Genomic DNA, 25894 nt, shown 5'->3' with positions numbered 1-25894 from the left:
GTTAAATGTTTGGACAATTTATATCAAATTTCCATCTCACATTTAACTTTTAACTTCAAACAGATTTATTACAAATTATCAATAACTGACGTTAATCGCTCTGTAATTTCTTCTATTGTTCCGATACCATTTACGGCATGAAACTTATTTTGTTCTTTATAATATCCAATTAATGGAGCCGTTTTTTCATTGTATTCCTGATATCTCACACGAATTTTTTCTTCGTCCTGATCATCTACTCTTCCACTTGTTTTTCCTCTTTCTAACAAACGCGCTACTAAAATTTCATCATCAGCTTCTAATGCGATTGTTGCTGTAACACTTGACCCAATTGTTGGTAAAAATTTATCCAGAGCTTCTGCCTGATCTAAAGTTCTTGGATATCCGTCAAACAAAAAACCATCTGTATCAGGATGTTTGTTTACCTCGTCTATTAACATTGCTGTTGTAACTTCGCAAGGAACCAACTCTCCATTGTCCATAAAAACTCTTGCTTTTTTACCTAAATCTGTATCATTTTTTAAATTAAAACGAAAAATATCTCCTGTTGAAAGATGAGTTAATTTGTATTTTTCTTTTAAAAATTCTGCCTGAGTTCCTTTTCCTGCTCCCGGCTTTCCAAATAAAACAATATTAATCATAATATGAGTGAGTGTTGTTACTTCTGTTTTTTATAAGAAGTTTTTAAATGAATATATAGTTGTGTGTGTTTGTATTATTCTGCTAATTTATAAACTTCGGGCAAATTTCTTCCTAAACCATCGTAGTCTAATCCGTAACCAACGATGAATTTATTTGGAATCCTGATTCCGATGTAATCTATTTTAATATCTTTTTTATAAGCATCCGGTTTAAAAAACAAAGTAGCTACTTTGAAATGTTTTACATTTTGTTCTTTAAACATATGTTTTAATTCTTCAAGTGTATTTCCGGTATCAATAATATCTTCAATTATAATTACGGTTCTACCAGACAAATCCTGATTAATACCTATTAATTCTTTTACGGTATTTGTTGACTCAGTTCCTTCGTAAGATGCCATTTTGATAAATGAAACCTCACAAGGATTTTTATATTTTTTCAAAAAATCAGCAACTACCATAAACGCCCCATTCAAAACGCCAATAAAAATTGGAGTATCATCTCCAAAATCATCCTCTACTTGTGCAACCATTTTAGTTAAAGCGAAATCAATTTCTTTAGCCGAAATAAACGGAACAAATTGTTTATCGTGAAGTTGTATCATTATTTTTATGTTTAAAATAATGGGCAAAGATACAGAATTACAACCAAACTGTAAGTATGAAAATAGCCATGACACGTATTTTTTTAAGAATGTTAAATATCACTTAATATTTACAAATTTTTTCCAAAAAAGTTTTTATAATTTACTAAATTGTTGTTCTATAAATATTTAACATAAAATATAAATGAAAACTACCGCGCAAATATTTTCACTATCCTTATTAGCTATCATGACCGCCTGTAACGGACAGGTGAAGAAAGAAGACAAAGAAGCTCTGGCAAAACAACCCAATGTTACTGTAAAAACGGCTATTGGCGATCTGACTTTACCTCCTCCTTATGCATCAGAATCTAAAACCAATAATAGTAAAGTTATTAAATGGCCAGAAGGAAAAATGCCTACAGCGCCTGAAGGATTTACAGTTACAAAATTTGCAGATGGCCTTGAAAATCCACGCTGGACTTATATTGCTCCAAACAATGATATTTTTGTTGTTGAAAGCGGAACAAGAACGAGTAAAAACCAAATTACAGTTTTTCGTGATAAGGACAAGGACGGGAAATTTGAAACTCGTGAAGTTTTTCTAAAAGACCTTAATAAACCTTTTGGAATGCTAGTTCTAAAAGACTTCTTTTATGTGGCAAATACAGATGGTTTATACCGATATCCTTATAAAAATAATCCGCTAAAATTAGAGACACAAGGAACTAAAATTCTTGAACTTCCGGCTGGCGGATATAACAATCACTGGACGAGAAATATAATTGCGAATCAGGACGGATCTAAAATATATGTTTCTGTAGGTTCCGGAAGTAATGTTGGAGAAAACGGAATGGACAAGGAAGTACGCCGTGCGGATATTTTAGAAATTAATCCTGACGGAACGGGAGAAAAAATTTATGCTGCGGGACTTAGAAATCCTGTTGGAATGGATTGGAATCCTGTGAACAAGGAACTCTGGACTGCTGTTAACGAGCGTGATGAATTAGGTGATGATTTAGTTCCTGATTATATTACAAGTGTAAAAAGAGATGGCTTTTATGGCTGGCCTTATTCTTATTATGGAAATAACCCTGACCCAAGAATGAAAGGCGAACGCAAAGATCTTGCTGCCAAATCTATTATTCCTGATGTTCCGGTTGGTGCTCACACGGCATCTTTAGGATTGGCTTTTTATAATAAAACTGCTTTTCCTTCAAAATATCAAAACGGTGCTTTCGTGGGACAACACGGATCTTGGAATCGTGCTAAAATATCGGGTTATAAAGTAGTATTTGTTCCTTTTGCAAACGGAAAACCTTCTGGAAAACCTGAGGATTTTTTAACCGGTTTTATTTCTAATGCTGAAAAAGCCGAAGTTTACGGACGTCCGGTTGCAGTAACTGTTATGAAAGACGGATCACTTTTGGTGAATGATGATAGTGGAAATACGATTTGGAAGGTTACTGTTAATAAATAATTTAAATTCCAATTTTTTAAATTCCAAATTCCAAACTTTACGCGAATAATTTTAAACACATAGAAACATAGGTTTTATTTTGCGAAAGGTCATTGAAAAGAAACACATTTCTTTCACATAGCTATGTGAATTAATGCTAAGTGAAACGCCTTTTTTACGTCATCAAAATCTATGTTTCTATGTGTTTAAAATTATGCGCAAAAACTGATCAAAACTCTTTTATGATTTTAAAAAAATATTGTTTTCTACTTTTTGTGTTTTTCATTTTTCATAATAGTAAAGCACAAGAAAAAGAAAGCAAAACCATTGATTCTGTAAAAACCCAAAAACTAGACGAAGTTGTTATTAGTCCGTTTCATATTAACAATAGATTGCAAAACACGCCGGCTTCTATAGGGATTTTATCTAAAAAAGACCTTCTTCAAAATAATGCTACAGATATTACAACGGTAATTAATACGATTCCGGGAGTATTTATGCAATCTTCAAATTTTACTACAACCCGAATTTCGATTCGTGGTATTGGCGCAAGAACGCCTTATGGAACTAATAAAATCAGGGCTTTTTATGGCAGTATTCCGTTGACATCCGGAAATAGTGAAACGGTGATTGACGATATTGATCTGGAAAACATTGGTCAGATCGAAGTTATCAAAGGACCGCTTTCAAGTATTTATGGTGCAGGTTTGGGCGGTGCGATTTTAATTTCACCTCAACTTTCTAAAACAAATGGACAAAATGCGAGTATAAGCAGTGTTTTTGGTTCGTTTGGATTACTAAAAAACAGTCTGAATTATTCTTTAAATAAAAAAAGTTCAAGTCTGAATATTAGCTATCACAATCTCAAAACCGATGGATGGCGAGAAAATAGCGCATACAATCGGGAAGGAATTACACTTGCCGGAGAATTGTTCAGGAAAAAAAACAATAAACTTACTTATTTTTCCAATTATACTCATTTAAAAGCTTTTATTCCGAGTTCGATCAGTAAAGAAGTTTTTGATAGTAATCCCACATTAGGCGCTCCAACCTGGGTGGCGTCAAAAGGATTTAAGGAATACAAATCGACTTTGGCGGGATTGGCTTATGATTTTAAAATTAATGATCATCTGAATAATTCGACTTCAATTTTTGTTAATTACAAGGATAGTAATGAACCTCGCCCTTTTGATGTTTTACGCCAATATACTTTTGGAACCGGAGGAAGAACTCAGTTTTCAGGAAACTTTAAAATTGCAAAAACTGAAAACCAATTTATTGCCGGAATTGAATATTTTACCGACAATTATAACGGAAATACTTTTGAAAATTTATACAAAAACAATAACGGACAAGGAAGTTTACAAGGAAATCAACTTACTGAAACAGATCAGAAAAGGCATTTTTATAATATTTTTGCGCAAATCAGATCGTTACTTTCTGATCAATTCGAAATTCAGGCGGGATTAAATTATAATGAAACTCATTTTGAACTCACTAATTTTCTTCCGAATAAAACCTCAACGGAAAAATATAGTTATGACGGAATATTTTCGCCCCAATTATCTTTTTTGTTTAAACCGAATGAGGAACGTACTTTATACTTTTCGGCAAGTCGGGGATTTTCCTTACCGGCAACAGAAGAAACACTTACGAGTACTGGAAATATCAATCCGGATATAAAACCAGAAAGCGGATATAATTTTGAAGCTGGAGGGAAATTCTATTTCTTCAATAAAAACCTGTATACGGAATTTGCGGTTTACCGAATGGAAATAAAAGATTTATTGGTTGCAAAACGAATTGGCGACGATCAATATGAAGGTGTTAATGCAGGTAAAACGTTTCATGAAGGAATTGAAATTTTAGCAAAACACAATTGGATGATTAATCCTTTTTTTACTTTGAATTCATTTATTGGCGCTTCTTTAGGAAAATATGAGTTTAAAGATTTCGTAGATAATGGAACCGATTATTCTGGAAATAAATTAACCGGTGTGGCGGCTAATAAAGTAAACGCAGGAATAATTTTAAATACAAGTTTAGGTCTTTATTTTTCTGCCGATTTTCAGTTTACAGATAAAATTCCGTTGAACGATGCCAATTCTGCTTATTCGGATTCTTATAAAATAATCAATTTAAAAACAGGTTATCGTTTTGAGATTCTTCAAAATTTAAACACCAATTTTGCGTTTGGTATAAATAATGTTACGGATGAAAAATATGCTTCGTTGATTTTGCCTAATGCGTTGCCAGTTGGAACTTCATCTCCACGGTATTATTATCCCGGACTTCCTGTGAATTATTACGGAACAGTTTCATTAAATTATTTATTTTAAATCTGTCTTAAACCGAAAAAAATGGTGTCTGATTTACAAACAAAACTTGATTACGTAAATGCCTACAGAGAAAACCGACTGATGGCGGCGCAAGATGTTCTGGAAAATCAGTTTTTATTTGATGAATTGATTTCGATTTGCTTTTCTCCATCGGATAAAAACAATCATAAAGCGTGTTGGATTTTAGAATTTGTATCTTATGAAGAATTAATTTGGTTACAACCTCATCTTGATTTTTTCTGTTCCAATTTAAAGGTTTTAAAAGATGAAAGTTCCATTCGACCCATTGCAAAAGTGGTTCAGCTTTTAATTAAATCACATTACAAGAAAAACGAAAATTGCATATTACTTTCTGAAGAAAATCTCCAGGATTGTATAGAAGTTTCTTTTGACTGGCTGATTAATGATGTAAAAGTGGCAACAAAAGCGTATTCGATACGAACTTTATACATTTTAGGAAATCATTACGACTGGATTCATTCTGAATTGCAAATTATCCTGAATAAAGATTACGCAAATCATTCTGCTGCTTATAAAGCTGTTGCGAAAGAAGTTTTAAAAAAGATAAGCCTTTAGGTGATTACCAAACCCTATAAAATCCAAAGAGGATATCTGTACAGATATCCTCTTTTTCACTAGTCAAAAATAAAACCAACTTTGCTTAAATTTTATATAATTGGGGATTATTAAAATTTAAAGCGAAGAAAAAATTCATTTGAGTTTTTGGCACTTGCCACAATATTACCAGTATTGGTTTCGTATGCATAACCTAATGTCATGTGATCACTAATATTTAAACCTGCAATTGCTGCATAAGCTTTATCAACTCTGTAGCTTCCGCCAATTTCCAGAAACTTCTCGATTTGAAGCATCACATTAATATCTACAGAAAGTGGCGAACCATTAACATAACGCATCATAAATGAAGGTTTTAAAACTAAAGCCGTAGCTGTTTCAAAATCATAATCATAACCACCGCTTAAATAAACATGAGGTCTGTCTGTAGCAACAGCCGTATAACCATCTTTATTTTTTGCACGTTCCGTATTTAAGATTCTTGGAACAGAAAGGGATACGAAAAATTTGTCATTCTTTAATAAGGCTCCGATACCAACGTTTGGGTTAAACTGATTTATGCTAGCCAAAGCAGGATCTGATTGTGGTGAATAGGTTTCAAGTCCTGAGGTATTTACATTATAGAAATTACCTCCGGCTTTTATTCCTAAATATAAATCTGTAAGAGCTCCTACCTGAAGTTTATAAGAGAAATCAATTCCCAGTTGGGTTTGTTTTTCGATAAATGTTTTATCATAAACCATAGAAACACCTAATCCAAGATTACTCCCAACAGATGTACCAAAGGAAACAGCTTGTGTTTGCGGAGCATCTTTAATTCCTGTCCATTGCTGGCGAATTGTACTCATCAAAACAGTTTCTCCGTCAACACCTGCATAAGCCGGATTCACAACATTCATATGATAACGATATGTAGTGAAAAGACTTTCTTGTTGGGCAAAAAGCATACTACTAAAAAGTAGTAATGCTCCCGCCATTATATTTTTAATTATTTTCATTTCTAAAATTTTATTTTTTACAATTACCTGTTAATGTAGATCCAACCTTCTTTGTCAATAGAACCATCACCATCTAAATCAATTTGATAGTAATAAGAACTTGATTCCGGTAAAGAGCTGGAATTTCCTTTGTAATGTCCATCCCAATCATTTTGGTAATTTCTTGAAGTAAATACTTCTGTTCCCCAACGATTAAAAACACGTACAACTGAGTTAGGATGATTTTCAATATTCGAAATTACCCATGTATCATTTATACCATCTCCGTTAGGAGTAAAAGCCTGGGAAATATTCAGTTGATCTTTATCGCAAGCATCGCCAATACCATTATTGTTGCGATCTTCCTGATGTGGATTTGCAGTAATTGGGCAATTATCAGATGTGTCTGAAACTCCGTCATTGTCATCATCATTATCACAATTATCAGGAATTCCGTCATTATCATTATCACCTGCTTTATTCACAACTGTCACTTTTGCTGTAGCTGTAGCAGTATTTCCCGCTTTGTCTTTTACAGTTAAAACAACCGTATTAACACCAACATTTGTACAATTAAAAGTAAGCTTATCAACCGTTACTGTAGCAATGCTACAATTATCTGAACTTGCATTATTGATTTGATTTGCTGTAATGGATACATTTCCTGCATCGTCAAGTTCTACAGTTAAATCTTTAGTTTTTGCAATTGGAAGAATAATATCCTGAACCGTTACAGTGGCTGTAGCCGAAGATTTATTTCCGTTTACATCCGTCACTGTCAGAGTTACTAAATTTGGTCCAACATTATTACAGCTAAAAGTATTTGGAGTTACAGTAACCGAAGCTATTCCGCATAGGTCCGTACTTCCGTTGTCAATTTGAGCTGCTGTAATAGTAGCATTTCCAGTTGCATCAAGCTGAATTGTTACATCTTTAGCTAAAGCAGTTGCAGAAATTTTATCCTGGATTGTTACTGTTGCAGTTTTGCTGGAAACATTTCCGTAAGCATCTGTTGCAGTCAGCGTCACAAGATTCGCTCCTACATTAGCACATGTAAAGGTGTTAGGAGAAACTGTCAACGTTGGATTTCCGCAGGCATAAGTTGACCCGTTATCAATATCTGCAGCAACTATAGAAACATTTCCTGTTGCATTAAGCTGAACTGTAATATTTTTAGTCAATACATTTGGTACAATATTGTTTTCAACTTTTACTGTTGCAGTTTGAGAAGAAGTATTTCCGCTTGCATCTGTAGCAGTAAGTGTAACTGTATTGTTACCAATATTAGCACATGTAAATGTATCCTGAGAAACAGTCAAAGTTGGAGTTCCGCAAATATCACTTGATCCGTTATCTAGATCTGCAGCCTGAATGGTTACAACACCCGAAGCATCAAGTTGAACTATGATATTTTTTGTTAAAATAGTTGGAGCAATTTTATCTTCAACAGTTACAATTGCATCTTTCATATCAAAATTACCACTGTTGTCCGTAACTTTTAACTGAACCGTATTTGGTCCGATATTCGCACAAGTAAATGAAGTTATATTCAATTCACTTTTAGCTATTCCGCAATTATCTGTAGAGTTATCATCAATATCAGCAGCAACAATTGTTGCATTTCCTGTAGCATCAAGTTGAACAGTAATATTTTTTACTACAACAATTGGTACAATTTTATCTTCGACAGTTACCGTAGCCGTAGCTATAGAATAATTAGTATGAATATCTGTAACTTTTAACTGAACTGTATTTACCCCAACATTTGCACAAGTAAATGAAGTTACATCTAATTCTATTGTAGCGATTCCACAATTATCTGTTGAATTATCATCAATATCAGCAACCTGAATTGTTGCATTTCCTAAAGCATCAAGTTGAGCTGTGAAGTTTTTTGTTATAACGATTGGCAATTCAGTGTCATTAACAATAATTTGTTGTGTACATTCAGAAAAGTTTCCTGCTGCATCAGTTGCAGTCCACTTTACAGTTGTAGTACCTACAGGATAAGTTCCGGAAGCATCTGGTGTACCATTAAAATCATTTGCTAAAGATACAACTGCACAATTATCTGTCGCAGTTGGAGCCGTAACCGTAACAACTGCTGAACAAACTCCTGCATCTGCAGTTTGTGTTTGATTTGCTGCACATGTAATTACTGGTTTCTCAATATCTTTTACTGTAATATCAAATGAGCAAGAGCTTGAATTACCACTTTTATCTGTTGCAGTATATTTTAAAGTGGTTGTTCCTACCGGAAAAACTGAACCTGATGTTAAACCTGTAACATCCGTTTGTGATGGCACAATTGGAGCAGATAATAAAGTAATAACTACTTTACCCATTCCTGAATTTGAACCTCCAGTATTATTTTGGTTTGCACCAGAATTAAAAGATCCTGCTCCACCACCATTTCCACCGCAACCACCGTCATATCCAGCAGGTCCACCACCGGAATAACCACCGCCGCCGCCGCCGTAACCACAATTATCAGCGCCGCCGCCGCCGCCGCCGAAACCACCTCCATTAGAACCGTCTTGATTTAAACCACCGACAGCACCGTTCAAAAACGAAATACCTCCTTTAGATGGTCGCTCAAGTCCATCTGAACCGTTAGTATTAAAACCACCACCACCGGCACCGGCAATATAGTTTCCAGATCCTACATTTCCTCCATTTAAGGCTGTTCCACCATTTCCTCCATTTTCCCCATTATTAGCTGTCGTAGTTATAGAAGCTTCCTTAGAAGCGTCATCCTCCAGACCTGCACCACCACCACCGCCTGCAACTACAATAGCAGTATTCGTGAAAGTAGTAACAAATGATCCACCGCCACCACCAGCACCGTAATTATCACTTGTGGCCTGACCTTGTTGTCCTACAACAATTTTAATAATTTCTCCTGCAGTAAGATCAACTTCGCCACTTATATTGGCTCCATTTCCCCCTATAAAATTAGAAGCAGGTGCATTTCCACCAGAAGCTCCCAAAGCCTGAATACTATATTTTCCTGTTTTAGGAACTTTCCATTCCTGAATTCCCTGAGTATTTATAGTAACAACTCCAGCTCCATAAGCAGCATCAACTTGAGCTTGTGTTGGTCCAAATCTTCCTATTGCACCCGCATTTGTAAATGTTGCAACAACTGGAACACTACTAGTACAGTTATCAGTAACTGCAGGCGCTGTAAAAGTTACTACCGCGCCACAAATTCCCGGGTCATTATTGACTTCAATATTAGTACTACATACCATTACGGGAGCAAGATCATCTACAACCGTAATAGTTGCCGTTGCAGATCTTTTATTTCCTTCTGTATCGGTTACAATTAAATTGACAATATGATCTCCAATTTCCGTACAGCTAAAACTCATTGAAGGTTGAATTACAGCGGCTGAAGGCTGATAAAATGCTTCAACATAAAGTCGTTTTGGAGTATTAGGACATGGATCAGAAATAAAAACGCCGTTGTCTGCCAAAATACTTCCCGAGTTTTGATTCAGTAAATTATTTGACACTACATTTTTACTGTTTGGTGAATGACACCCTAAAGTAAAATTACCACAGCTTCCGTTTGGTGTACCAAAACTCGCAAAATTTATTGCAGAAAATACAGCACCCGCCGGAGCGGTAAGAGTTAATGTTTGATTTTCATTTACTGTTGCGCAAGAAGTACCTACAGCAGCAGTTGTTAACATATAACTGGCTATTCCTACATTATCTGCAGATCCATTATCCAGATCTGCTGCATTCACAGTTACATTTCCGTTAGCATCAAGCTTTACGGTAATGTTTTTTGCTAAAGCAGTAGGGGGATTTTGAGCATGTATCATATTGCAAAAAAGAAATATGATACTCACTAAAAAGAGTAATTTTATTTTCATACTGGTTTGTTTAGATTATTTATGAGCAAAAATATATTGAAATAAAATCGCCGAATAGCCCATTCGGACACATCAATAGCCCGAAACGACCAACACTTTTTACTAAAAAAACAAGTGTAAATAAATACTTATTATTACAATTTCAACAGATTGAAAAACAGCTAAATGGAATTTTAAATTTAATTTTTCAATGTTAACAAAATCATAAAAAATTATTAATGAGAAAGGTAAAAATGGAGAAAAGAAAGAATTTTACATCGATTAAAACCGAATTTCAGAAGGCATTTTTCCAAAACGTTTTTTGAAGTTTGCCGTAAACTTGCTGGAACTTTTATATCCCGTTGCCAAAGCAATATTTTTGATCTGCATATCAGTATTCTGAATCATCTGCATGGCTAGAAGTAATTTCTTATCTTTATGATATTGCATCATCGAAACTCCGTGAACAGATTTGAATGTTAATTTGAGTTTTGTTGGCGACAAGCCTACTTTTTGAGCAATATATTCTACTCCTAAAAAGGGATTTGTAACAGTGTCCAGAATTAGTTTTTCGGCTTTAGCAATTTTTCGATAATCCGGAGTATCAATTGGTAAATAATTGCCTTCCCGCTGATCTAAAAATGCATTTTTAAAAAAAGTGGAAACGAGCTGAAACGCCTGTGTTTTTAAAATTGATTTACTAAATAAATCACGTTTGTTGTTTTCTAAATTGGTCAAAATTTCCTTTGATAATTCTGCTGCATTCGGAACAATATTTTGATAGGTAATAAAACCGTTATCTGAATTAAGAAATTTTTTAATATGATTGTCTTCTGGAAGTGTTGCAAAACCAAAATTACGTTCTGCCCATTCCTTATTAAAAGCATACAAATAAAATTCACATTCAGAACCTTTATAAAAATAAGCGCCAACGGGAGTTCCGGGTTTTTTAAAACCCCAATATTTGCTCGAAAAAGGAGTTTTATCTGCAAATGTGTTTTGGAGTTTTACTTCGCTTTCAAAAACCGAAAATGTAAGCGTATAATAATCGATGGGAAATTCTTCATCATAAATCGCTTTAAGCATCACGTTTTTCTTAAAAGTAATGCTTGTCACAATGATCCAGAAACCTTCTTCGATTTCACGATAACGCATTACTCCATGAGAGAAAGGATTGTTTCTGTACACAGCTTGTTCTTCCAGATCATGTCTAACCGATGGAGAATTGACAATACTTTGTACAATGACCTGAGGGGAATTTGATAAATAGGGCAATTCAAAAAAACCGTCTCTATAAAAGTTGATATTGTCTTTTATAAATTTAACCCACTTTCCTACGTTCATATACTAATGCTCAAATTTTAATTTTCTCTAAAAACTGATGGTAATATCCCAAATCTTTTCTTGAATGCTGATGTAAATTTACTGGCACTTTCATAACCTGTAATCGCAGAAATCATTTGAATTTCGACTGTAGAGTTTTGAAGCAGCTGTTTTGCAAGAAGCATATTTTTTTCTTTATGATATTGAAGCATTGAGAATCCAAATACAATTTTAAAATCAGCCTTTAATTTCGTTGGAGATGTATTTACCTCGGATGCTATTTTATCAATTCCTAAAAAATTAGATTGCAAATTGTGCAAAATCATTTTCTCGGCTTTAGCCACATTATAGTAATCTAAATTGCTGAGCGAAATATTATCTGCAATACGACTATCTTCAAAAGAATTTTTAAAAAACTCTGTAATCAACTTCATACAAGACTTACGCAATTCCTGTGTGTTTAAATTTATTTTGTCTTCGGCATCTAATATTTTCGATATTTTTTTAGACAAAATGTGCGCTTTTGGAGCAATATCTAACCAGGTGTAAAAGCCTTTTTGAGTATTAAAAAAACTTTCCAAAACACCTTTTTCGCAAAATTTACCGGATTTAATATGCTGATCAACCCATTGTTTCTTCATGGCAATATTAAAAAATTTGCCTTCGGTTCCTTTATAAAAATAAGTCGCAATTTCAGTTTCCGGTTTATAAAAAGTCCAACAGGTACTCAATAATATTATATCTTCAGCATCTTTAAAAGGAAATTTATATTCGAAAACTGAAAACGATAAAATATAATAATCTTTTAGATGATCCTTTGTATATATGGCTTTCGCAAGTATATTTTCTTTAAGTGTGATATTATTTTCTAAAATCCAAAACCCCTCCTCGATCTTTTGATAACGTATTTCCCCTTTGCAAAAAGCATTATTTGTAGTGATTATTTGTTTTAAAGGATTATGCTTAATTATGGGCAGTTTTATAAAACTGTCTAACATCACCTGAGGAGAATTTGACAAGTATGGTAATTCGAAAAAGTCATCTTTTAAAAGAAAAAGATATTTATGAATATGCTTTGCCCAATCGTTTGTGGTCATGTAATTTAGTAATCTATGGCGGTTTAAAATCAGGTCAAACCTACGGAATTCATATCCACAAAACAAAATTTTGAAACCAGATATTCTAAAAAAAATTAACATTTTCAATGATCATTTTTTTTAATACAATTAATAGGAAAAAATAGCAATTCAACGTACAATAAATTGGCATTTCTATTTTATCAATTATCTTTGCAGAAACACAACTACAATGAATTATTTTTCTTCTGATTTTAAATTAGGAATATTAGGTGGCGGACAATTAGGCAAAATGTTACTGTTTGACACTCGAAAATTTGACATACAAACTTATGTTTTAGATCCAAGCGACGAAGCACCGAGTAAAATTGCCTGCAATAAATTCTTCAAAGGCGATTTGATGGATTATGAAACGGTTTATAATTTTGGAAAACAAGTTGATGTATTGACTTTCGAAATCGAATTGGTCAATCTTGAAGCTTTAACTCAACTTGAAAACGAAGGTCTAAAAGTATATCCCTCTCCAAAAACCTTAAAAGGAATTCAGAATAAAGGAATTCAAAAAGATTTTTACATTAAAAATAATATCCCTACAGCTGCTTATTTAAGATTTGACAGTCATGATCATTTGCAAAAATCGGTTGGAAATAGTGAAATTACAATTCCCTTTGTCTGGAAATGTACCGAGTTTGGTTACGACGGAAATGGCGTAAAAGTGATTCGTCAGATTTCTGACCTTGATGATTTACCAAATGTTGAATGTATTGCAGAAACTATGGTTCCGTTCAAAAATGAATTGGCAGTTATCGTGTGCAGAAATCCGTCAGGCGAAATCAAAACCTATCCTGTTGTTGAAATGGAGTTTCATCCCGAAGCAAATCAGGTAGAATATGTAATTTGCCCTGCGAGAATAGATGAAAAAATTGCCGAAAAAGCCAGAGCAATTGCTTTGAATGTTTCTGAAAAATTCAATCATGTTGGTCTTCTGGCCGTTGAAATGTTCCAAACCAATGAAGATGAAATCCTGGTAAACGAAGTCGCTCCTCGCCCACACAATTCAGGTCATTATTCTATAGAAGCGAGTTATACATCCCAATTCGAAAACCATTTACGTGCTATTTTAGATCTTCCGTTAGGAAATACGGATAGTAAAGTTGCCGGAGTAATGGTGAATTTAGTAGGTGCCGAAGGATTTTCCGGAGATGTAGTTTACGAAAATATCGAAACCATTTTAGGGTGGAATGGCGTTACACCACATATTTACGGTAAAAAACAAACTCGCCCTTTTAGAAAAATGGGTCACGTTACCATCGTAAACGAAGACATGGGCGAAGCAAGAAAAATTGCTGAGCAAGTGAAGAATACGATCAAGGTAATTAGTGAATAGTTTTCAGTCTTGGCATACGAACAAAAACAATAAATAAATTATTATACAGTCTCAATTTTCAGTCCCAGTTAACAACCTGAAACTTGAAACAAAACAAACAGTTTTTCAAACAAAAAACCTATGAGCAAAGTAGCCATTATAATGGGAAGCATCTCAGACATGCCGGTCATGCAGGATGCCATTGACATACTAAAACAATTTAATATTGAAACTGAAGTAGATATCGTTTCGGCACACAGAACGCCGGAAAAATTATTTGACTTTAGTAAAAACGCACATATCCGCGGAATTTCGGTAATTATTGCCGGAGCGGGAGGAGCTGCACATTTACCTGGAATGGTTGCTTCAATGTCGCCGCTTCCTGTAATTGGAGTTCCTGTAAAATCAAGTAATTCTATTGATGGTTGGGATTCGGTTTTATCTATTTTGCAAATGCCGGGCGGAGTTCCAGTAGCAACTGTAGCGCTAAACGGAGCAAAAAATGCGGGAATTTTAGCAGCACAGATAATAGGAAGTCACGATAAAAAAGTACTTGATACTATTATTGCTTACAAAGAAGAATTGAAAGCAGCGGTTAACAAAGCCGCTGAAGGATTGAAAGAATAAGATTATTCCGCAGAGATGCACAAAGAAAAGACGCAGAGATTCACCGAGCTTTTTCACATTTTAGTGAAGAAAACTTTGTGAATCTCTGCGTCTTTTCTTCGCGAGTATTTGTGAAACAAAAACTTTTTTATAATCTCAAATTACGCTTCCTCTTCAATGTCCTCAAGAACAGCTTCAAATTCAGAATCTGTTATATCTTCTTTATTTATCCAATTCTCTGAAGTAACTAAATTATAATTTACATCATCTTCTGTTGTCAATTCCCAAACAATACCTTCAGCTTCAGGAAACGGAGTATTTCCGGAAATTTGAGTTTCGAACAATCTTTTAATAAGGTTTCTATCAGACAAACCACTGTTCAATAATTTCAACACATTTTCGGCTGTCAATTTTTGTGCTTCACCATTTGTTGGTGTCATAGAAAAATGAACAACAGATGCTTTTGCATTAGGGAATTTCCCGTTGTATGCTTTAAAAAGTAATTGATTGACATGAAACAAAGTTCCCTGCATGTGTATTTCCGGATATTCTTCACATACTTTATCAATCAGCATATTGTGTGATATTTGCTCAATTTGCCCGTCATTCAACTCGTCATCAAATTTATATTTCAAGACGATTTCAGCTGCTTCGTTGGGTTCATAATCAGAAATAGCCATTTCTAACAATTCCGGTAAACTCGACTTGTCTGCTGTTGCTCCATCAGGATAATTGAATTTTTCTAATAACTGAACAAAATCTTCATTAGTCCAGTATCCTTCTACTTCATTAACCGTATCTATATTCTTTATTACAATTTGATAATTCATCTTATTTTTATTTACAATTATTTCTCGTTAGCATTTTATAATCCTAATCCTGTTTTTTACAATTTAAGATTTTTAAATCTGCTCCAGCAATAAATAACATATTAATAACATAATTGCTTGAGCTTTTTATACCGAGAATCCGTTTAGTTTAGGTGAATAGATTTTTATAAATCGTTATCTTTGGAATTCATAATGTCGACTTCAACTCATAAAATAATTATATAATAATGAATATTTTACTTTCAAAATTTACTACAAAACATAATACTGCTCCTTTTTCACAAATAAAAACCGAAGATTATTTCCCTGCTTTTCAGGAAGGAATTGCTTTGGCTAAAGCCGAAATTGATGCGATCGTAAACAATCCTGAAGATCCAACATTTGAAAACACTGTGGTGGCTATGGATTTTTCGGGTGATATTTTAGATCGTCTTTCAAGTGTTTTCTTCAATTTGAATTCGGCAGAAACGAATGAAGAAATGCAGAAAATTGCTCAGGAAGTTTCGCCTTTATTATCTGAATTTGGGAACGACATCACTTTGAATGCTGCTTTATTTGCTAAAATAAAAACGGTTTACAATCAAAAAGAAAACTTGAATCTAAATCCGGAACAAACGACCCTTTTAGACAAAAAATATAAAAGTTTTTCCAGAAACGGAGCAAATTTAGCAGAAGACAAAAAAGACAAATTACGCGAAATAGATAAGGAATTGTCAAAACTTAAATTACAATTTGAAGAAAATGTGTTGGCAGAAACCAATGCTTTCGAATTGCATTTGACTGATTACAATGATTTAGCAGGTTTACCCGAAGGAACTATTGAAGCAGCAAGGTTATTAGCAAAAAAACAGGAAAAAGAAGGCTGGATTTTTACTTTAGATCATCCAAGTTATCTTCCGTTTTTGACTTATGCAGACAATCGTGAATTGCGTAAAAAAATGGCGATTGCTTTTGGAGCAAGATCTTTTCAGAATAATGAATTTGACAATCAGGAAAATGTTCTGAAAATTGCAAAATTACGTTTTGAAAGAGCTAATTTATTAGGTTACAAAACGCACGCTCATTTTGTTCTGGAAGAAAGAATGGCTCAAAATCCTGAAAAAGTTTTCTCTTTTTTGAATGATTTATTAGCAAAAGCAAAACCTGCAGCTCAAAAAGAATTTGCAGAATTAACTGCTTTCGCAAAAGAACTGGACGGAATTGAACAACTTGAAAAATGGGATGGTGCTTATTATTCTGAAAAATTAAAACAACAGCTTTTTAATTTAGATGACGAAAAACTGAAACCTTATTTTCAATTAGAAAAAGTATTAAACGGCGCTTTTACTGTTGCTAAAAAATTATACGGCTTAACTTTTACCGAAGTTTTTGATATTGATAAATACCATGAAGAAGTTACTACTTTTGAAGTAACAGATAATGAGAATAATCTAGTTGCAATTTTCTACGCTGATTTTTTTCCACGAAAAGGAAAACGAAACGGTGCCTGGATGACTTCGTATAAACATCAATATAAAAAAGACGGCGTTAACGAAAGACCACATATTTCGAACGTTTGCAATTTTACAAAACCTACAGAAACAAAACCTTCATTATTGACTTTTAATGAAGTAACAACTTTATTCCATGAATTTGGTCACGGTTTACACGGTATGTTGGCAAATACAGTTTACCCAAGTTTATCCGGAACTTCTGTATTTTGGGATTTCGTAGAATTACCAAGTCAGATTATGGAGAACTGGTGTTACGAGCCGGAAGCTTTGGCTTTGTTCGCTAATCATTATGAAACCGGAGAAATTATTCCGATCGAATATGTTAATAAAATCAAAGAAAGTGCGAGTTTTCAGGAAGGTTTGGCGACTTTACGTCAGTTGAGTTTTGGATTATTAGATATGGCGTGGCATGGACAAGATCCAACCAATATTCACGATTTAAAAACTTTCGAAACAGAACAATTTGCCAATACACAACTATATCCTGATGTAAAAGAAAATGCCATGAGTACTGCTTTTTCTCATATTTTTCAAGGTGGATATTCTTCCGGATATTACAGCTATAAATGGGCTGAGGTTCTGGATGCAGATGCTTTTGAATATTTTCAGGAGAAAGGAATTTTCGATCATGAAGTAGCTACAAAATTTAAAGAAAACGTACTTTCAAAAGGAGGAACAGAACATCCTATGATTTTATACAAACGTTTTAGAGGCCAGGAACCAAAACCGGAAGCTTTATTGAAAAGAGCGGGACTTTTATAGATATCCAGATTATTAACCCTAAATTTCTGGATTAGATTATTATATATTTTAAAACCGAAGTAGAAATATTTCGGTTTTTTAATTTGGATTTTATCTAATAATAAATTTAATTATCTTAGCAATTTTTAAATATTAATCTTACAAAAAAATATAGTGAAAAAATATTTCAAAATTTTCCTTTACCTCGCAATTATTGGATTAATTGCAATTGTATCTGTACATACGTATGTAAAATCTACAACCAAAAAACATATTTATTATTCCATGAAGAAGTTTCCGAAAAATGATATCGGAATTATTTTTGGTGCCGGAATTACTGGAGATCAGCCAGGTAAATTTTTAAAAGACCGACTTGATGCCGGAATCTTATTATACAAATCAAACCGAATTAATAAAATATTACTTTCGGGAGATAATGGCAGTAATAATTATGATGAATTAACGGTAATGAAAAATTACTGTTATAGAAACGGAGTCGATACTAACAAGATATTTATTGATTATGCAGGTTTCGATACTTATTCAACGATGTATCGCGCTAAACATATCTTTAAAATCAAAAAAGCAACTTTAATCACTCAGGAATATCACTTAAACCGAGCACTTTATATTGGACAAAAACTTGGTATAAAGTCAGTTGGGTATTCAGCGAACAAAGGCGAATATCCGGGATATACTTATGTTACCATGAGGGAATATCTTTCTATTTTCAAATCATTTTTTGACGTTTTGAGAAATAGAGAATCCAAATTTTTAGGAGATCAAATTGACACAAATGGTCCTTCAAACTATTCAAAAGAAGACAAACGATAAAAAAAGCCTGCAAAAATATTTTTGCAGGCTTTTTTTTCGCATTCAAATAATTTAAAGATAAAAAATTTTTATGTTTTATTTAATTATTTTTATTCAATCATCTTGATTATATTCTCTTTGTTCTATTTTCTTTGTTCTATTTCTTTATTATATTTTTCTTACTCTTTTTCCAAAACTCTATTTGCCAGTTTCCCTACCGTTAAACCTTGTACAACAATTGAAAATAAAACTACAATATAAGTTACTTCTAACAATAGGTTTTTGTATTCACCTTCCGGCATAGAAAGCACTAATGCAATAGAAACTCCTCCTCGAATCCCTCCCCAAACCAGCACCATCAATGATCCTTTATTATAGGCAGATTTAATGCCGAAAAACTTAAATATATCAAAGAATTTCCACGGTAAAACTATCGATGCAATTCTGGAAAACAGCACTATAAAAATAGCTGCAAAACCTATTGCCAATTGTTTATTTAAATTGGGAAGCAATAATAATTCAAAGCCAATAAATAAAAATAAAATAGCATTTAGAATCTCATCAATAAGTTCCCAGAATTTACCTAAATAATCTTTTGTTTCTTCGCTCATTGCAACTTTCTTACCATAATTACCAATTATTAATCCGGCAACTACCATTGCTAATGGACTGGAAACGTGTAAACTTTGGGCAATCAAAAATCCACCCATTACGATAGAAAGAGTTATTAAAACGGAAACTTTATAGTCATCAATTTTCTTCATTACCCTTGAGGCCGTATATCCTAAAACAGCTCCCAGTAAAAGTCCGCCTATACCTTCTTTTGCAAATAACCAGGCAATAGAACTAAAGCTCATATCAAATGTTGGGTCAGTTGCCATTTTTAAAACTACTGCAAACATAACAACCGCTACTCCGTCATTAAACAAAGATTCACCAACAATTTTGGTTTCTATTCTTTTGGGAACTTTTGCTTGTTTTAAAACACCGAGCACAACAATTGGATCCGTTGGCGAAATCAATGTTCCAAAAACCAAACAAAATATATAAGGAATTTTTATTCCTAAAATTGGTGCAGTATAAAAAAGCAGCAAAGAAATAATTAGTGCAGATAATACGACACTAACCGTAGAATAAATTATAATAGGAACTTTTTGCTCTTTAAGATCAGACATATTTACATGAAGTGCCCCTGCAAAAAGCAGAAAGTTTAACATTGCTCCCATCAAAATTTCATTGAAGTCAAAATCTTTTATCAATGCAAAAAAATGCTTTGCAGTAGTGGGAAAATAAGAATCGCCCAACAAACGAATTCCTACTGAAACTAACATGGCAATAATCATGATTCCAATAGTTCCGGGAAGTTTTAAAAATCTTAGGTTTAAATAGGCGAAGAAAGAAGCCAATACAATTAGTATTGAAAAGGTGTAGTATAATTCCATAAATTTGATTTTTACAAAAATATCCTTCCATTATCTAATACAAAATTTCATGTCCTGAATTAACATAACTTTATAATTATTAAAAACAGCTTTTAGTCATTATTCAACGCTTAAAACTTTATTAAAAAGAAATAACCAAACTCCAATTGCTGCTAAAATAATGAACACACTTATAACTATATTTTTTTTCATTTGTCAGGTTTATTAATTAATATAAAAAATATGATATAAAAAAAGACCGCCTCACAAGGCGATCTTTAAATCACAACTCCGGATAGAATCAGGAAATTTCACTATTATATTACTTTTTTGGAGAAATTTAAATCTAAACCAATTCTTCTTTTAAGTTTTTCGCTGAAGCTACTGGTACTTTTTCAACTTGATGTTTATAGTATGAAAAACCTCCAGTTCCGTTCCAGGCATCATTGATCGACAAATGAGCATCAAAATCAGCTAAAAAAGCACCAATTGCAGGAGGAGGGAAAGAATGAACATATTGACCTTGAAGACTCACTACTTTAGTAAATTCTCCAAATCCTGTTGCATGTATTTTTCCTTTTACCTGAACAACAATATGACTATCAGGACCTGGTATTGCCTGTGTAATTACAACTGTACCAGATACAGAATTTTGTGATGGTACAACTACTAAACTAAATGAAGCGATTGGAGCACCTGGTGTTCCTACATTTCCTATTGTGCCTTTTGCTAAATAAGCACCTAATAATAAATCTGACATAACTTTTTGTTTTTGGGTTTCCTACTCATAAGGCTTTTCGGTGACGCCTCGTTTTTTTTAGTGGGTTCTGCTCCACGTATTTTATTTGCAAATCACATTGTATTAAACAGTTAAACCATTTTAAACAATGCATTTATGGGTTTATTTTTATTCAAAACTATAGTATATAATGAGGTGTTTTTGATAAAATGCTACAAAATGGAATTAATTAGACATGAACTTAGGTAATAAATGGCACAGAAAAATTTGATGCGTATAAACACCTGATTTTGTATAAATCTGAAAAAAGTTACTTGTAGAAAATAAACTTTCATTTATTTTTGAAAGTTTAAAAACTTTTGTATACATTTGCTTCATGGAATTCAAAGAAGCAAAAAATAAGTTTGTACAGACTTGGGGAGCATTAGGTTCTCAATGGGGAATTAATAAAACCATGGCACAAATACATGCTTTATTAATGATCTCTAATGAACCTGTTTCAATGGAAGATATTATGGACGAATTGCAAATTTCCAGAGGCAATACGAGCATGAATCTAAAAGCTCTAATGGATTGGGGAATTGTTTATAAAGAATACAAAGCCGGAGAAAGAAGAGAATTTTTTACTGCCGAAAAAGATTTAGACGAATTAGCAGTAAAAATTGCAAGAGAAAGAAGTAAAAGAGAAATCAAACCAGCTCTTAAAATTTTAAAAGAAGTTTCGACAATTGACGCAAGTAGTTCAGCTGAAGAAAAACACTTTGTAGATCAAACTTCTAAATTGTATGATTTTGTTTTAAAAGCAGATAATATGTTAGACAAAATGACGGAATTCAATGATAACTGGTTAGGACGTTTGGTCTTGAAAATCATGAAATAAAAAAATTTAATTAAAACTTTCATTTTTTTCTGAAAGTTTAAAACAAAAATAACTATGAAAACAATATTACAACTTAATACTTTTGCTATCGGGCTTCCGCTCTTAATTTTACTCACCTATCCAATTGCAAAAGAAGGCGCATTTTTTTATGCCATGCTCTCAACTGTTATAACAGGCTTTATTCAAGTTCTATTAGGAATCAAATTGATATTTGAAGAGCCGCATAATAGATTTATTCAAATTTATATTGGGGGCGTAATGATGTTTTTTCTGTTATGTTTCATTCAGATCGTAATTTACTATAGTGAAAGTTTAAGAATTATATTACTCACTATGCCTGCAGTTTTGGCCATTTATCTTTCAATAATAATCTACAAAAAAGCAAAACTATGAACTTCTTAAAAGCAGAATGGAAAAACTTAGCCCTTTTCAATTATGAAGTTGATGCTAAAATACTAGAAAAATATGTTCCGTCTGGCACTCAAATAGATATATGGAACAACAAATGTTATGTGAGTCTTGTTGGTTTCATGTTTAAAAACACGAAAGTTCTAGGTATTAAAGTGCCTTTTCATATTGATTTTGAAGAAATAAATCTCAGATTTTATGTAAAGCGTTTCGAGAATGGCGAATGGAAACGCGGTGTTGTTTTTATTAAAGAAATTGTTCCTAAAAAAGCCATCACTTTTATCGCCAACAATTTGTATCAGGAGCATTATGAAACTCAAAAAATGCAACATAAAATCATTGAAAATTCAAACTCAAACTCTTTTATTTATCAATGGAAAAAAGAAGAAAACTGGAATACGATTCAAATAGAAACTAAAAAAGATCCGGTTGAAATCCAGATCGATTCTGAAGCTGAATTTATTACAGAACATTATTTCGGATATACTAAAATTGATCAAAACACCACATATGAATATGAAGTCAGACACCCGAGATGGGAACAATATGAAGTCATAAATTATAATGTAGACATCGATTTTAAAAAAACCTATGGTAATGATTTTGAGTTTTTACAAACCGCAAATCCTGCTTCGGTTTTCCTGGCCAAAGGTTCAAAAATCAGTGTTAGAAATAAACGAAAGCTGGAATCAGAATTAGTTTTAGAAGAAAAAGAAGAAGAATACAATTAAAATTTTGCATCAATTAAGACTCTATAAAACCAGAAATCATGAAAACTTTAGAAAACCAAACCTTGCTTTATGATGAAGATTGTCCACTTTGCAGTTTATACACGACCGGCTTTGTAAAAAGCGGAATGTTAGACAAAAATGGTCGAAAATCATATTGTCAATTATCTGAAGAGGAACAAAATTTTGTAGACTTAAAACGTGCGCCAAACGAAATCGCTTTGATTGATAATAATACAAAAACGGTAACTTACGGCATTGATAGCTTATTGAAAGTGGTTGGATTTTCATTTCCTTTTATTGAAAAAACAGGAAAAATAAAACCAATTCATTTCCTTTTAAGAAAGTTATATTCTTTTGTTTCTTATAATCGAAAAGTAATAATTCCGGGACCTATCAACGAAGAAAACAAATTACAATGTACTCCGGATTTTAGCTATAAATACCGTTTTCTTTTTATTGGATTTGCCTTAACCATAACAAGTTTCGTATTGTTTAGATATTCTAATCTAATTTTAAATTTACCCAAATCAACTATTTTTAGAGAACTTATTTTAGCGTTTGGGCAAATTGTTTTTCAGGGTTTATTTCTTTTAAAAGCAGATAAAAAAACAATTATGAATTATGCGGGCAATTTAATGACCGTATCTTTAATGGGGTCTTTAATTTTGATTCCGATTTTACTTCTAAATCAATTTATAAATATCCCTCAAATATTAGTTTTAAGCTGGTTTGCCATAACAGTTTTAATAATGTTTAAAGAGCATTTTAGAAGAATCAAACTTTTAAAACTTCCTTTTTATCTCTCTTACACTTGGGTTCTCTATCGAATTCTTGCTTTACTTTTAATTTTAAACTAATTAAAAAAGTTTGCCACGAATTACACAAATTCCCACAAATTTTTAAATGTGGCTAAAAAATCAAAACATGAAAAAACTCATTATCGCAGCCGGAACAGGATTTTTAGGACAAGTATTAGTAAATCATTTCAAGAATAAATTTGAAGAAATTGTAATTTTGACCAGAGGAAAATCTCAAACTATTAACGGGATCAAATATATAAACTGGAATGCCCGAACTTTTTCAGGCTGGGAAAATGAGTTAGAAAATGCAACGGTTTTAATTAATCTTGCAGGAAAATCTGTTGATTGCCGTTACACCAAAAAAAACAAAAAAGAGATTCTTTTATCACGAATTGAAAGTACGAAGATTTTAAATAAAGCTGTTTTAAATTGTAAAAATCCACCAAAACACTGGCTGAATTCATCAACCTCAACAATCTATCGCTTTTCATTAGATAAAGAAATGGATGAAATCAATGGTGAAATAGGTAATGATTTTTCGATTAATGTGGCACTTTCATGGGAGAAAGCATTCTTTAAAACCCAAGCACCAAATACATTAAAAACTGCTTTGCGAACCTCCATAGTTTTAGGAAAAAATGGAGGTGCTTTTATTCCGTTAAAAACTTTGTCCAAAATAGGATTTGGAGGAAAACAAGGAAAAGGAAATCAGTTTATCAGTTGGATTCACGAAGAGGATTTTGCAAATGCAATTGATTTTATCATTCAAAAAGAAATTACCGGAGTTATTAATATTGTTTCTCCTAAACCAGTTCGCAATGTAGATTTTATGGAAAAACTTAGAAAATCAATTGGTTTTCCTTTCGGAATTCCAGTGAACGCATTCTTGCTAGAAATTGGATCCTTTTTCATTCGAACAGAAACTGAATTGGTTTTAAAAAGCAGAAATGTGATTCCGAAACGACTATTAGAAAATGATTTTAATTTTAAGTTTGGAGATATTGATAAGTCTTTTGAAAATTTATTAGGCAATTAAAATTAGAAACAATGACAACCATAAACCTCACAACAAAAATAAAAGCATCACAAAAAATAGTTTTTGATGCATCCAGAAATATTGATATTCACCAACAATCTGCCAGCAAATCAAACGAAGTGGCAATTGCAGGAGTTACATCAGGATTAATAAATTTAAATGAAACAGTAACCTGGCGGGGAAAACATTTTGGATTTTATCTCACTCATAAAAGCCGAATTACGGCAATGAATTTCAACAATTATTTTGTTGATGAAATGGAAGAAGGAAAATTCAAATTTTTTAAACATGAACATTTTTTTGAAGAAGAAAATGGTGTTACAATTATGAAAGATAAAATGCAATATGAAACTCCCGCTGGGATTTTCGGAAAATGGTTTGATGTTTTATTTTTAGAAAATCATCTGACCCATTTTCTTTTAGAAAGAAATAAAACTCTGAAAAAAGTCTGTGAAGAAATAAATTTAATATAATTTTTTTCTTACTTTTAAGAAAGTAATCTAATCTAAAACCAAACTTATGACACTAAAAACTAAAATTTTATCAATTACATTTTTTGCGTTTTCTATTATTGGATTTGCACAAAGCAATTGTACAACTTTTAAAGGTTGTGAAAGAAAGTTATGTGAATTAAACACCAAATTAGTTGCTGCTAAAAAAGCCGGGAATCAAAACCAAATAAAGGGAGTTGAAGATGCTATTTCTAGTACTAAGAAAAATTGTACCACGAAAACAGTTAACAATGATCTTGATAAAAAAGTTAAAGAGAAACAGCAAAAAGTAAACGAGAAAACGGCTGATCTAAACAAAGCTATCAAAGACAACGAAAGCAAAGAAAAAATCGACAAGAAAAAGAAAAAATTAAATGAAGCAAAAGCTGATTTGAATAAAGCTTTGGCGGAACAGAAAACGAAATAGTTTTTTTTCTCTCGCAGTCCCGATAGCTATCGGGATGCAGATTAGGCAGATTTTAATATAATAAATTGACTTGCCTCCAGCTTTAGCTAGAGGTAAACTTTATAGAGTATTTCTGGCTTTAGCCAAATTTTATTATTCGGCTAAAGCCATACTGATGATTTATTTTTACCTTAAGCTAAAGCTGGAGTCTATTCAAAAGAAAAATATCTCTTTTGAAAACAATATTTATCGTTTTACGGTTTGCGCGAGGGATAGAAGTGGAAAGCCCACAGCC

Annotated in this window: 23 protein-coding genes; 14 read left to right on the top strand and 9 right to left on the bottom strand. The window is 32.8% G+C overall.

Annotation, left to right across the window (positions count from 1 at the left end; all coding sequences use genetic code 11):
• Positions 1-68: 68 nt before the first annotated feature.
• Positions 69-641: an adenylate kinase gene (locus ACHRVX_RS16615; protein ID WP_395334195.1), complete on the bottom strand. Its 573-nt coding sequence runs from the start codon at positions 639-641 to the stop codon at positions 69-71.
• Positions 642-715: 74 nt separating this feature from the next.
• Entirely contained in the window at positions 716-1246 is a 531-nt protein-coding gene (hpt, locus tag ACHRVX_RS16610) for a hypoxanthine phosphoribosyltransferase (protein WP_395334193.1), read from the bottom strand.
• A 184-nt stretch (positions 1247-1430) separates the two neighbouring features.
• Here hpt and ACHRVX_RS16605 point away from each other — a divergent pair, with 184 nt between their 5' ends.
• The 3 genes from ACHRVX_RS16605 to ACHRVX_RS16595 all read left to right on the top strand — a co-directional run bounded on the left by ACHRVX_RS16605 (position 1431) and on the right by ACHRVX_RS16595 (position 5599).
• Entirely contained in the window at positions 1431-2705 is a 1275-nt protein-coding gene (locus ACHRVX_RS16605; RefSeq protein ID WP_395334191.1) for a PQQ-dependent sugar dehydrogenase, read from the top strand.
• 221 nt (positions 2706-2926) lie between these two features.
• The gene (locus ACHRVX_RS16600; RefSeq protein ID WP_395334189.1) at positions 2927-5023 is read left to right on the top strand and encodes a TonB-dependent receptor; all 2097 of its coding nucleotides are present in this window, start codon (positions 2927-2929) and stop codon (positions 5021-5023) included.
• Between the two features lie 21 nt (positions 5024-5044).
• A complete protein-coding gene (locus ACHRVX_RS16595) occupies positions 5045-5599 on the top strand; it encodes a hypothetical protein (RefSeq protein WP_395334187.1) in 555 nt (184 codons plus the stop codon).
• Positions 5600-5709: 110 nt separating this feature from the next.
• On the opposite strand, the gene ACHRVX_RS16590 is transcribed toward ACHRVX_RS16595, so the two are convergent.
• From ACHRVX_RS16590 to ACHRVX_RS16575, 4 genes are all read right to left on the bottom strand, one after another.
• On the bottom strand, positions 5710-6597 hold the full coding sequence (locus tag ACHRVX_RS16590) for a type IX secretion system membrane protein PorP/SprF (protein WP_395334185.1): 888 nt from the start codon (positions 6595-6597) through the stop codon (positions 5710-5712).
• 23 nt (positions 6598-6620) lie between these two features.
• Positions 6621-10460, bottom strand: coding sequence for an HYR domain-containing protein (locus ACHRVX_RS16585; protein WP_395334183.1), 3840 nt, complete (start codon positions 10458-10460; stop codon positions 6621-6623).
• A gap of 261 nt (positions 10461-10721) precedes the next feature.
• On the bottom strand, positions 10722-11783 hold the full coding sequence (locus ACHRVX_RS16580) for a helix-turn-helix domain-containing protein (protein ID WP_395334181.1): 1062 nt from the start codon (positions 11781-11783) through the stop codon (positions 10722-10724).
• Positions 11784-11800: 17 nt separating this feature from the next.
• The gene (locus tag ACHRVX_RS16575) at positions 11801-12859 is read right to left on the bottom strand and encodes a helix-turn-helix domain-containing protein (protein ID WP_395334179.1); all 1059 of its coding nucleotides are present in this window, start codon (positions 12857-12859) and stop codon (positions 11801-11803) included.
• Between the two features lie 211 nt (positions 12860-13070).
• Here ACHRVX_RS16575 and ACHRVX_RS16570 point away from each other — a divergent pair, with 211 nt between their 5' ends.
• On the top strand, positions 13071-14225 hold the full coding sequence (locus ACHRVX_RS16570) for a 5-(carboxyamino)imidazole ribonucleotide synthase (protein ID WP_395334177.1): 1155 nt from the start codon (positions 13071-13073) through the stop codon (positions 14223-14225).
• A 120-nt stretch (positions 14226-14345) separates the two neighbouring features.
• Positions 14346-14831 carry a 5-(carboxyamino)imidazole ribonucleotide mutase gene (gene purE / locus ACHRVX_RS16565; protein WP_395334175.1) on the top strand — a complete coding sequence of 162 codons (486 nt, stop codon included), beginning with the start codon at positions 14346-14348 and terminating at the stop codon, positions 14829-14831.
• 140 nt (positions 14832-14971) lie between these two features.
• Here purE and ACHRVX_RS16560 read toward each other — a convergent pair whose 3' ends face one another.
• Positions 14972-15640, bottom strand: coding sequence for a hypothetical protein (locus tag ACHRVX_RS16560; RefSeq protein WP_395334173.1), 669 nt, complete (start codon positions 15638-15640; stop codon positions 14972-14974).
• A 227-nt stretch (positions 15641-15867) separates the two neighbouring features.
• Here ACHRVX_RS16560 and ACHRVX_RS16555 point away from each other — a divergent pair, with 227 nt between their 5' ends.
• Both ACHRVX_RS16555 and ACHRVX_RS16550 read left to right on the top strand, forming a co-directional pair.
• Positions 15868-17895 carry a M3 family metallopeptidase gene (locus ACHRVX_RS16555; protein ID WP_395334171.1) on the top strand — a complete coding sequence of 676 codons (2028 nt, stop codon included), beginning with the start codon at positions 15868-15870 and terminating at the stop codon, positions 17893-17895.
• A 153-nt stretch (positions 17896-18048) separates the two neighbouring features.
• Positions 18049-18708, top strand: coding sequence for a vancomycin high temperature exclusion protein (locus tag ACHRVX_RS16550; protein ID WP_395334169.1), 660 nt, complete (start codon positions 18049-18051; stop codon positions 18706-18708).
• 158 nt (positions 18709-18866) lie between these two features.
• Here ACHRVX_RS16550 and ACHRVX_RS16545 read toward each other — a convergent pair whose 3' ends face one another.
• Both ACHRVX_RS16545 and ACHRVX_RS16540 read right to left on the bottom strand, forming a co-directional pair.
• Complete coding sequence (locus ACHRVX_RS16545; protein ID WP_395334167.1) at positions 18867-20129, bottom strand: cation:proton antiporter; 1263 nt, start codon at positions 20127-20129, stop codon at positions 18867-18869.
• Positions 20130-20454: 325 nt separating this feature from the next.
• Positions 20455-20868 carry a DUF1842 domain-containing protein gene (locus ACHRVX_RS16540; RefSeq protein ID WP_395334165.1) on the bottom strand — a complete coding sequence of 138 codons (414 nt, stop codon included), beginning with the start codon at positions 20866-20868 and terminating at the stop codon, positions 20455-20457.
• A 355-nt stretch (positions 20869-21223) separates the two neighbouring features.
• Between ACHRVX_RS16540 and ACHRVX_RS16535 the strand changes: the two genes are divergently transcribed.
• The 7 genes from ACHRVX_RS16535 to ACHRVX_RS16505 all read left to right on the top strand — a co-directional run bounded on the left by ACHRVX_RS16535 (position 21224) and on the right by ACHRVX_RS16505 (position 25620).
• Positions 21224-21727 (top strand): GbsR/MarR family transcriptional regulator, encoded by a 504-nt coding sequence (locus tag ACHRVX_RS16535; protein ID WP_395334163.1) that lies wholly within the window; start codon positions 21224-21226, stop codon positions 21725-21727.
• A 54-nt stretch (positions 21728-21781) separates the two neighbouring features.
• Entirely contained in the window at positions 21782-22120 is a 339-nt protein-coding gene (locus ACHRVX_RS16530; protein WP_395334161.1) for a hypothetical protein, read from the top strand.
• On the top strand, positions 22117-22866 hold the full coding sequence (locus tag ACHRVX_RS16525) for a YqjF family protein (RefSeq protein ID WP_395334159.1): 750 nt from the start codon (positions 22117-22119) through the stop codon (positions 22864-22866). The genes ACHRVX_RS16530 and ACHRVX_RS16525 overlap by 4 nt, the downstream gene beginning before the upstream one ends.
• A 38-nt stretch (positions 22867-22904) precedes the next feature.
• On the top strand, positions 22905-23723 hold the full coding sequence (locus tag ACHRVX_RS16520; protein ID WP_395334157.1) for a hypothetical protein: 819 nt from the start codon (positions 22905-22907) through the stop codon (positions 23721-23723).
• 67 nt (positions 23724-23790) lie between these two features.
• A complete protein-coding gene (locus tag ACHRVX_RS16515) occupies positions 23791-24702 on the top strand; it encodes a TIGR01777 family oxidoreductase (protein ID WP_395334155.1) in 912 nt (303 codons plus the stop codon).
• 11 nt (positions 24703-24713) lie between these two features.
• Complete coding sequence (locus ACHRVX_RS16510; protein ID WP_395334153.1) at positions 24714-25175, top strand: SRPBCC family protein; 462 nt, start codon at positions 24714-24716, stop codon at positions 25173-25175.
• 46 nt (positions 25176-25221) lie between these two features.
• The gene (locus tag ACHRVX_RS16505) at positions 25222-25620 is read left to right on the top strand and encodes a DUF1090 family protein (RefSeq protein WP_395334151.1); all 399 of its coding nucleotides are present in this window, start codon (positions 25222-25224) and stop codon (positions 25618-25620) included.
• Positions 25621-25894: the final 274 nt, after the last annotated feature.

The sequence above is a fragment of the Flavobacterium sp. FlaQc-47 genome, assembly GCF_044006475.1.
Classification (GTDB): Bacteria; Bacteroidota; Bacteroidia; order Flavobacteriales; family Flavobacteriaceae; genus Flavobacterium.
This window is presented reverse-complemented; position numbering and strand designations above follow the sequence as displayed.

What these genes read in the sequence shown, in the direction of transcription:
- ACHRVX_RS16545 (WP_395334167.1), bottom strand. Translation starts at nt 20,129, where the DNA reads ATGGAATTATACTACACCTTTTCAATACTAATTGTATTGGCTTCTTTC.
- ACHRVX_RS16560 (WP_395334173.1), bottom strand. Translation starts at nt 15,640, where the DNA reads ATGAATTATCAAATTGTAATAAAGAATATAGATACGGTTAATGAAGTA.
- ACHRVX_RS16600 (WP_395334189.1), top strand. Translation starts at nt 2,927, where the DNA reads ATGATTTTAAAAAAATATTGTTTTCTACTTTTTGTGTTTTTCATTTTT.
- ACHRVX_RS16515 (WP_395334155.1), top strand. Translation starts at nt 23,791, where the DNA reads ATGAAAAAACTCATTATCGCAGCCGGAACAGGATTTTTAGGACAAGTA.
- hpt (WP_395334193.1), bottom strand. Translation starts at nt 1,246, where the DNA reads ATGATACAACTTCACGATAAACAATTTGTTCCGTTTATTTCGGCTAAA.
- ACHRVX_RS16595 (WP_395334187.1), top strand. Translation starts at nt 5,045, where the DNA reads ATGGTGTCTGATTTACAAACAAAACTTGATTACGTAAATGCCTACAGA.
- ACHRVX_RS16615 (WP_395334195.1), bottom strand. Translation starts at nt 641, where the DNA reads ATGATTAATATTGTTTTATTTGGAAAGCCGGGAGCAGGAAAAGGAACT.
- ACHRVX_RS16510 (WP_395334153.1), top strand. Translation starts at nt 24,714, where the DNA reads ATGACAACCATAAACCTCACAACAAAAATAAAAGCATCACAAAAAATA.
- ACHRVX_RS16570 (WP_395334177.1), top strand. Translation starts at nt 13,071, where the DNA reads ATGAATTATTTTTCTTCTGATTTTAAATTAGGAATATTAGGTGGCGGA.
- ACHRVX_RS16505 (WP_395334151.1), top strand. Translation starts at nt 25,222, where the DNA reads ATGACACTAAAAACTAAAATTTTATCAATTACATTTTTTGCGTTTTCT.
- ACHRVX_RS16605 (WP_395334191.1), top strand. Translation starts at nt 1,431, where the DNA reads ATGAAAACTACCGCGCAAATATTTTCACTATCCTTATTAGCTATCATG.
- ACHRVX_RS16555 (WP_395334171.1), top strand. Translation starts at nt 15,868, where the DNA reads ATGAATATTTTACTTTCAAAATTTACTACAAAACATAATACTGCTCCT.
- ACHRVX_RS16580 (WP_395334181.1), bottom strand. Translation starts at nt 11,783, where the DNA reads ATGAACGTAGGAAAGTGGGTTAAATTTATAAAAGACAATATCAACTTT.
- ACHRVX_RS16540 (WP_395334165.1), bottom strand. Translation starts at nt 20,868, where the DNA reads ATGTCAGATTTATTATTAGGTGCTTATTTAGCAAAAGGCACAATAGGA.
- ACHRVX_RS16590 (WP_395334185.1), bottom strand. Translation starts at nt 6,597, where the DNA reads ATGAAAATAATTAAAAATATAATGGCGGGAGCATTACTACTTTTTAGT.
- ACHRVX_RS16535 (WP_395334163.1), top strand. Translation starts at nt 21,224, where the DNA reads ATGGAATTCAAAGAAGCAAAAAATAAGTTTGTACAGACTTGGGGAGCA.
- ACHRVX_RS16530 (WP_395334161.1), top strand. Translation starts at nt 21,782, where the DNA reads ATGAAAACAATATTACAACTTAATACTTTTGCTATCGGGCTTCCGCTC.
- ACHRVX_RS16525 (WP_395334159.1), top strand. Translation starts at nt 22,117, where the DNA reads ATGAACTTCTTAAAAGCAGAATGGAAAAACTTAGCCCTTTTCAATTAT.
- ACHRVX_RS16585 (WP_395334183.1), bottom strand. Translation starts at nt 10,460, where the DNA reads ATGAAAATAAAATTACTCTTTTTAGTGAGTATCATATTTCTTTTTTGC.
- ACHRVX_RS16575 (WP_395334179.1), bottom strand. Translation starts at nt 12,859, where the DNA reads ATGACCACAAACGATTGGGCAAAGCATATTCATAAATATCTTTTTCTT.
- purE (WP_395334175.1), top strand. Translation starts at nt 14,346, where the DNA reads ATGAGCAAAGTAGCCATTATAATGGGAAGCATCTCAGACATGCCGGTC.
- ACHRVX_RS16520 (WP_395334157.1), top strand. Translation starts at nt 22,905, where the DNA reads ATGAAAACTTTAGAAAACCAAACCTTGCTTTATGATGAAGATTGTCCA.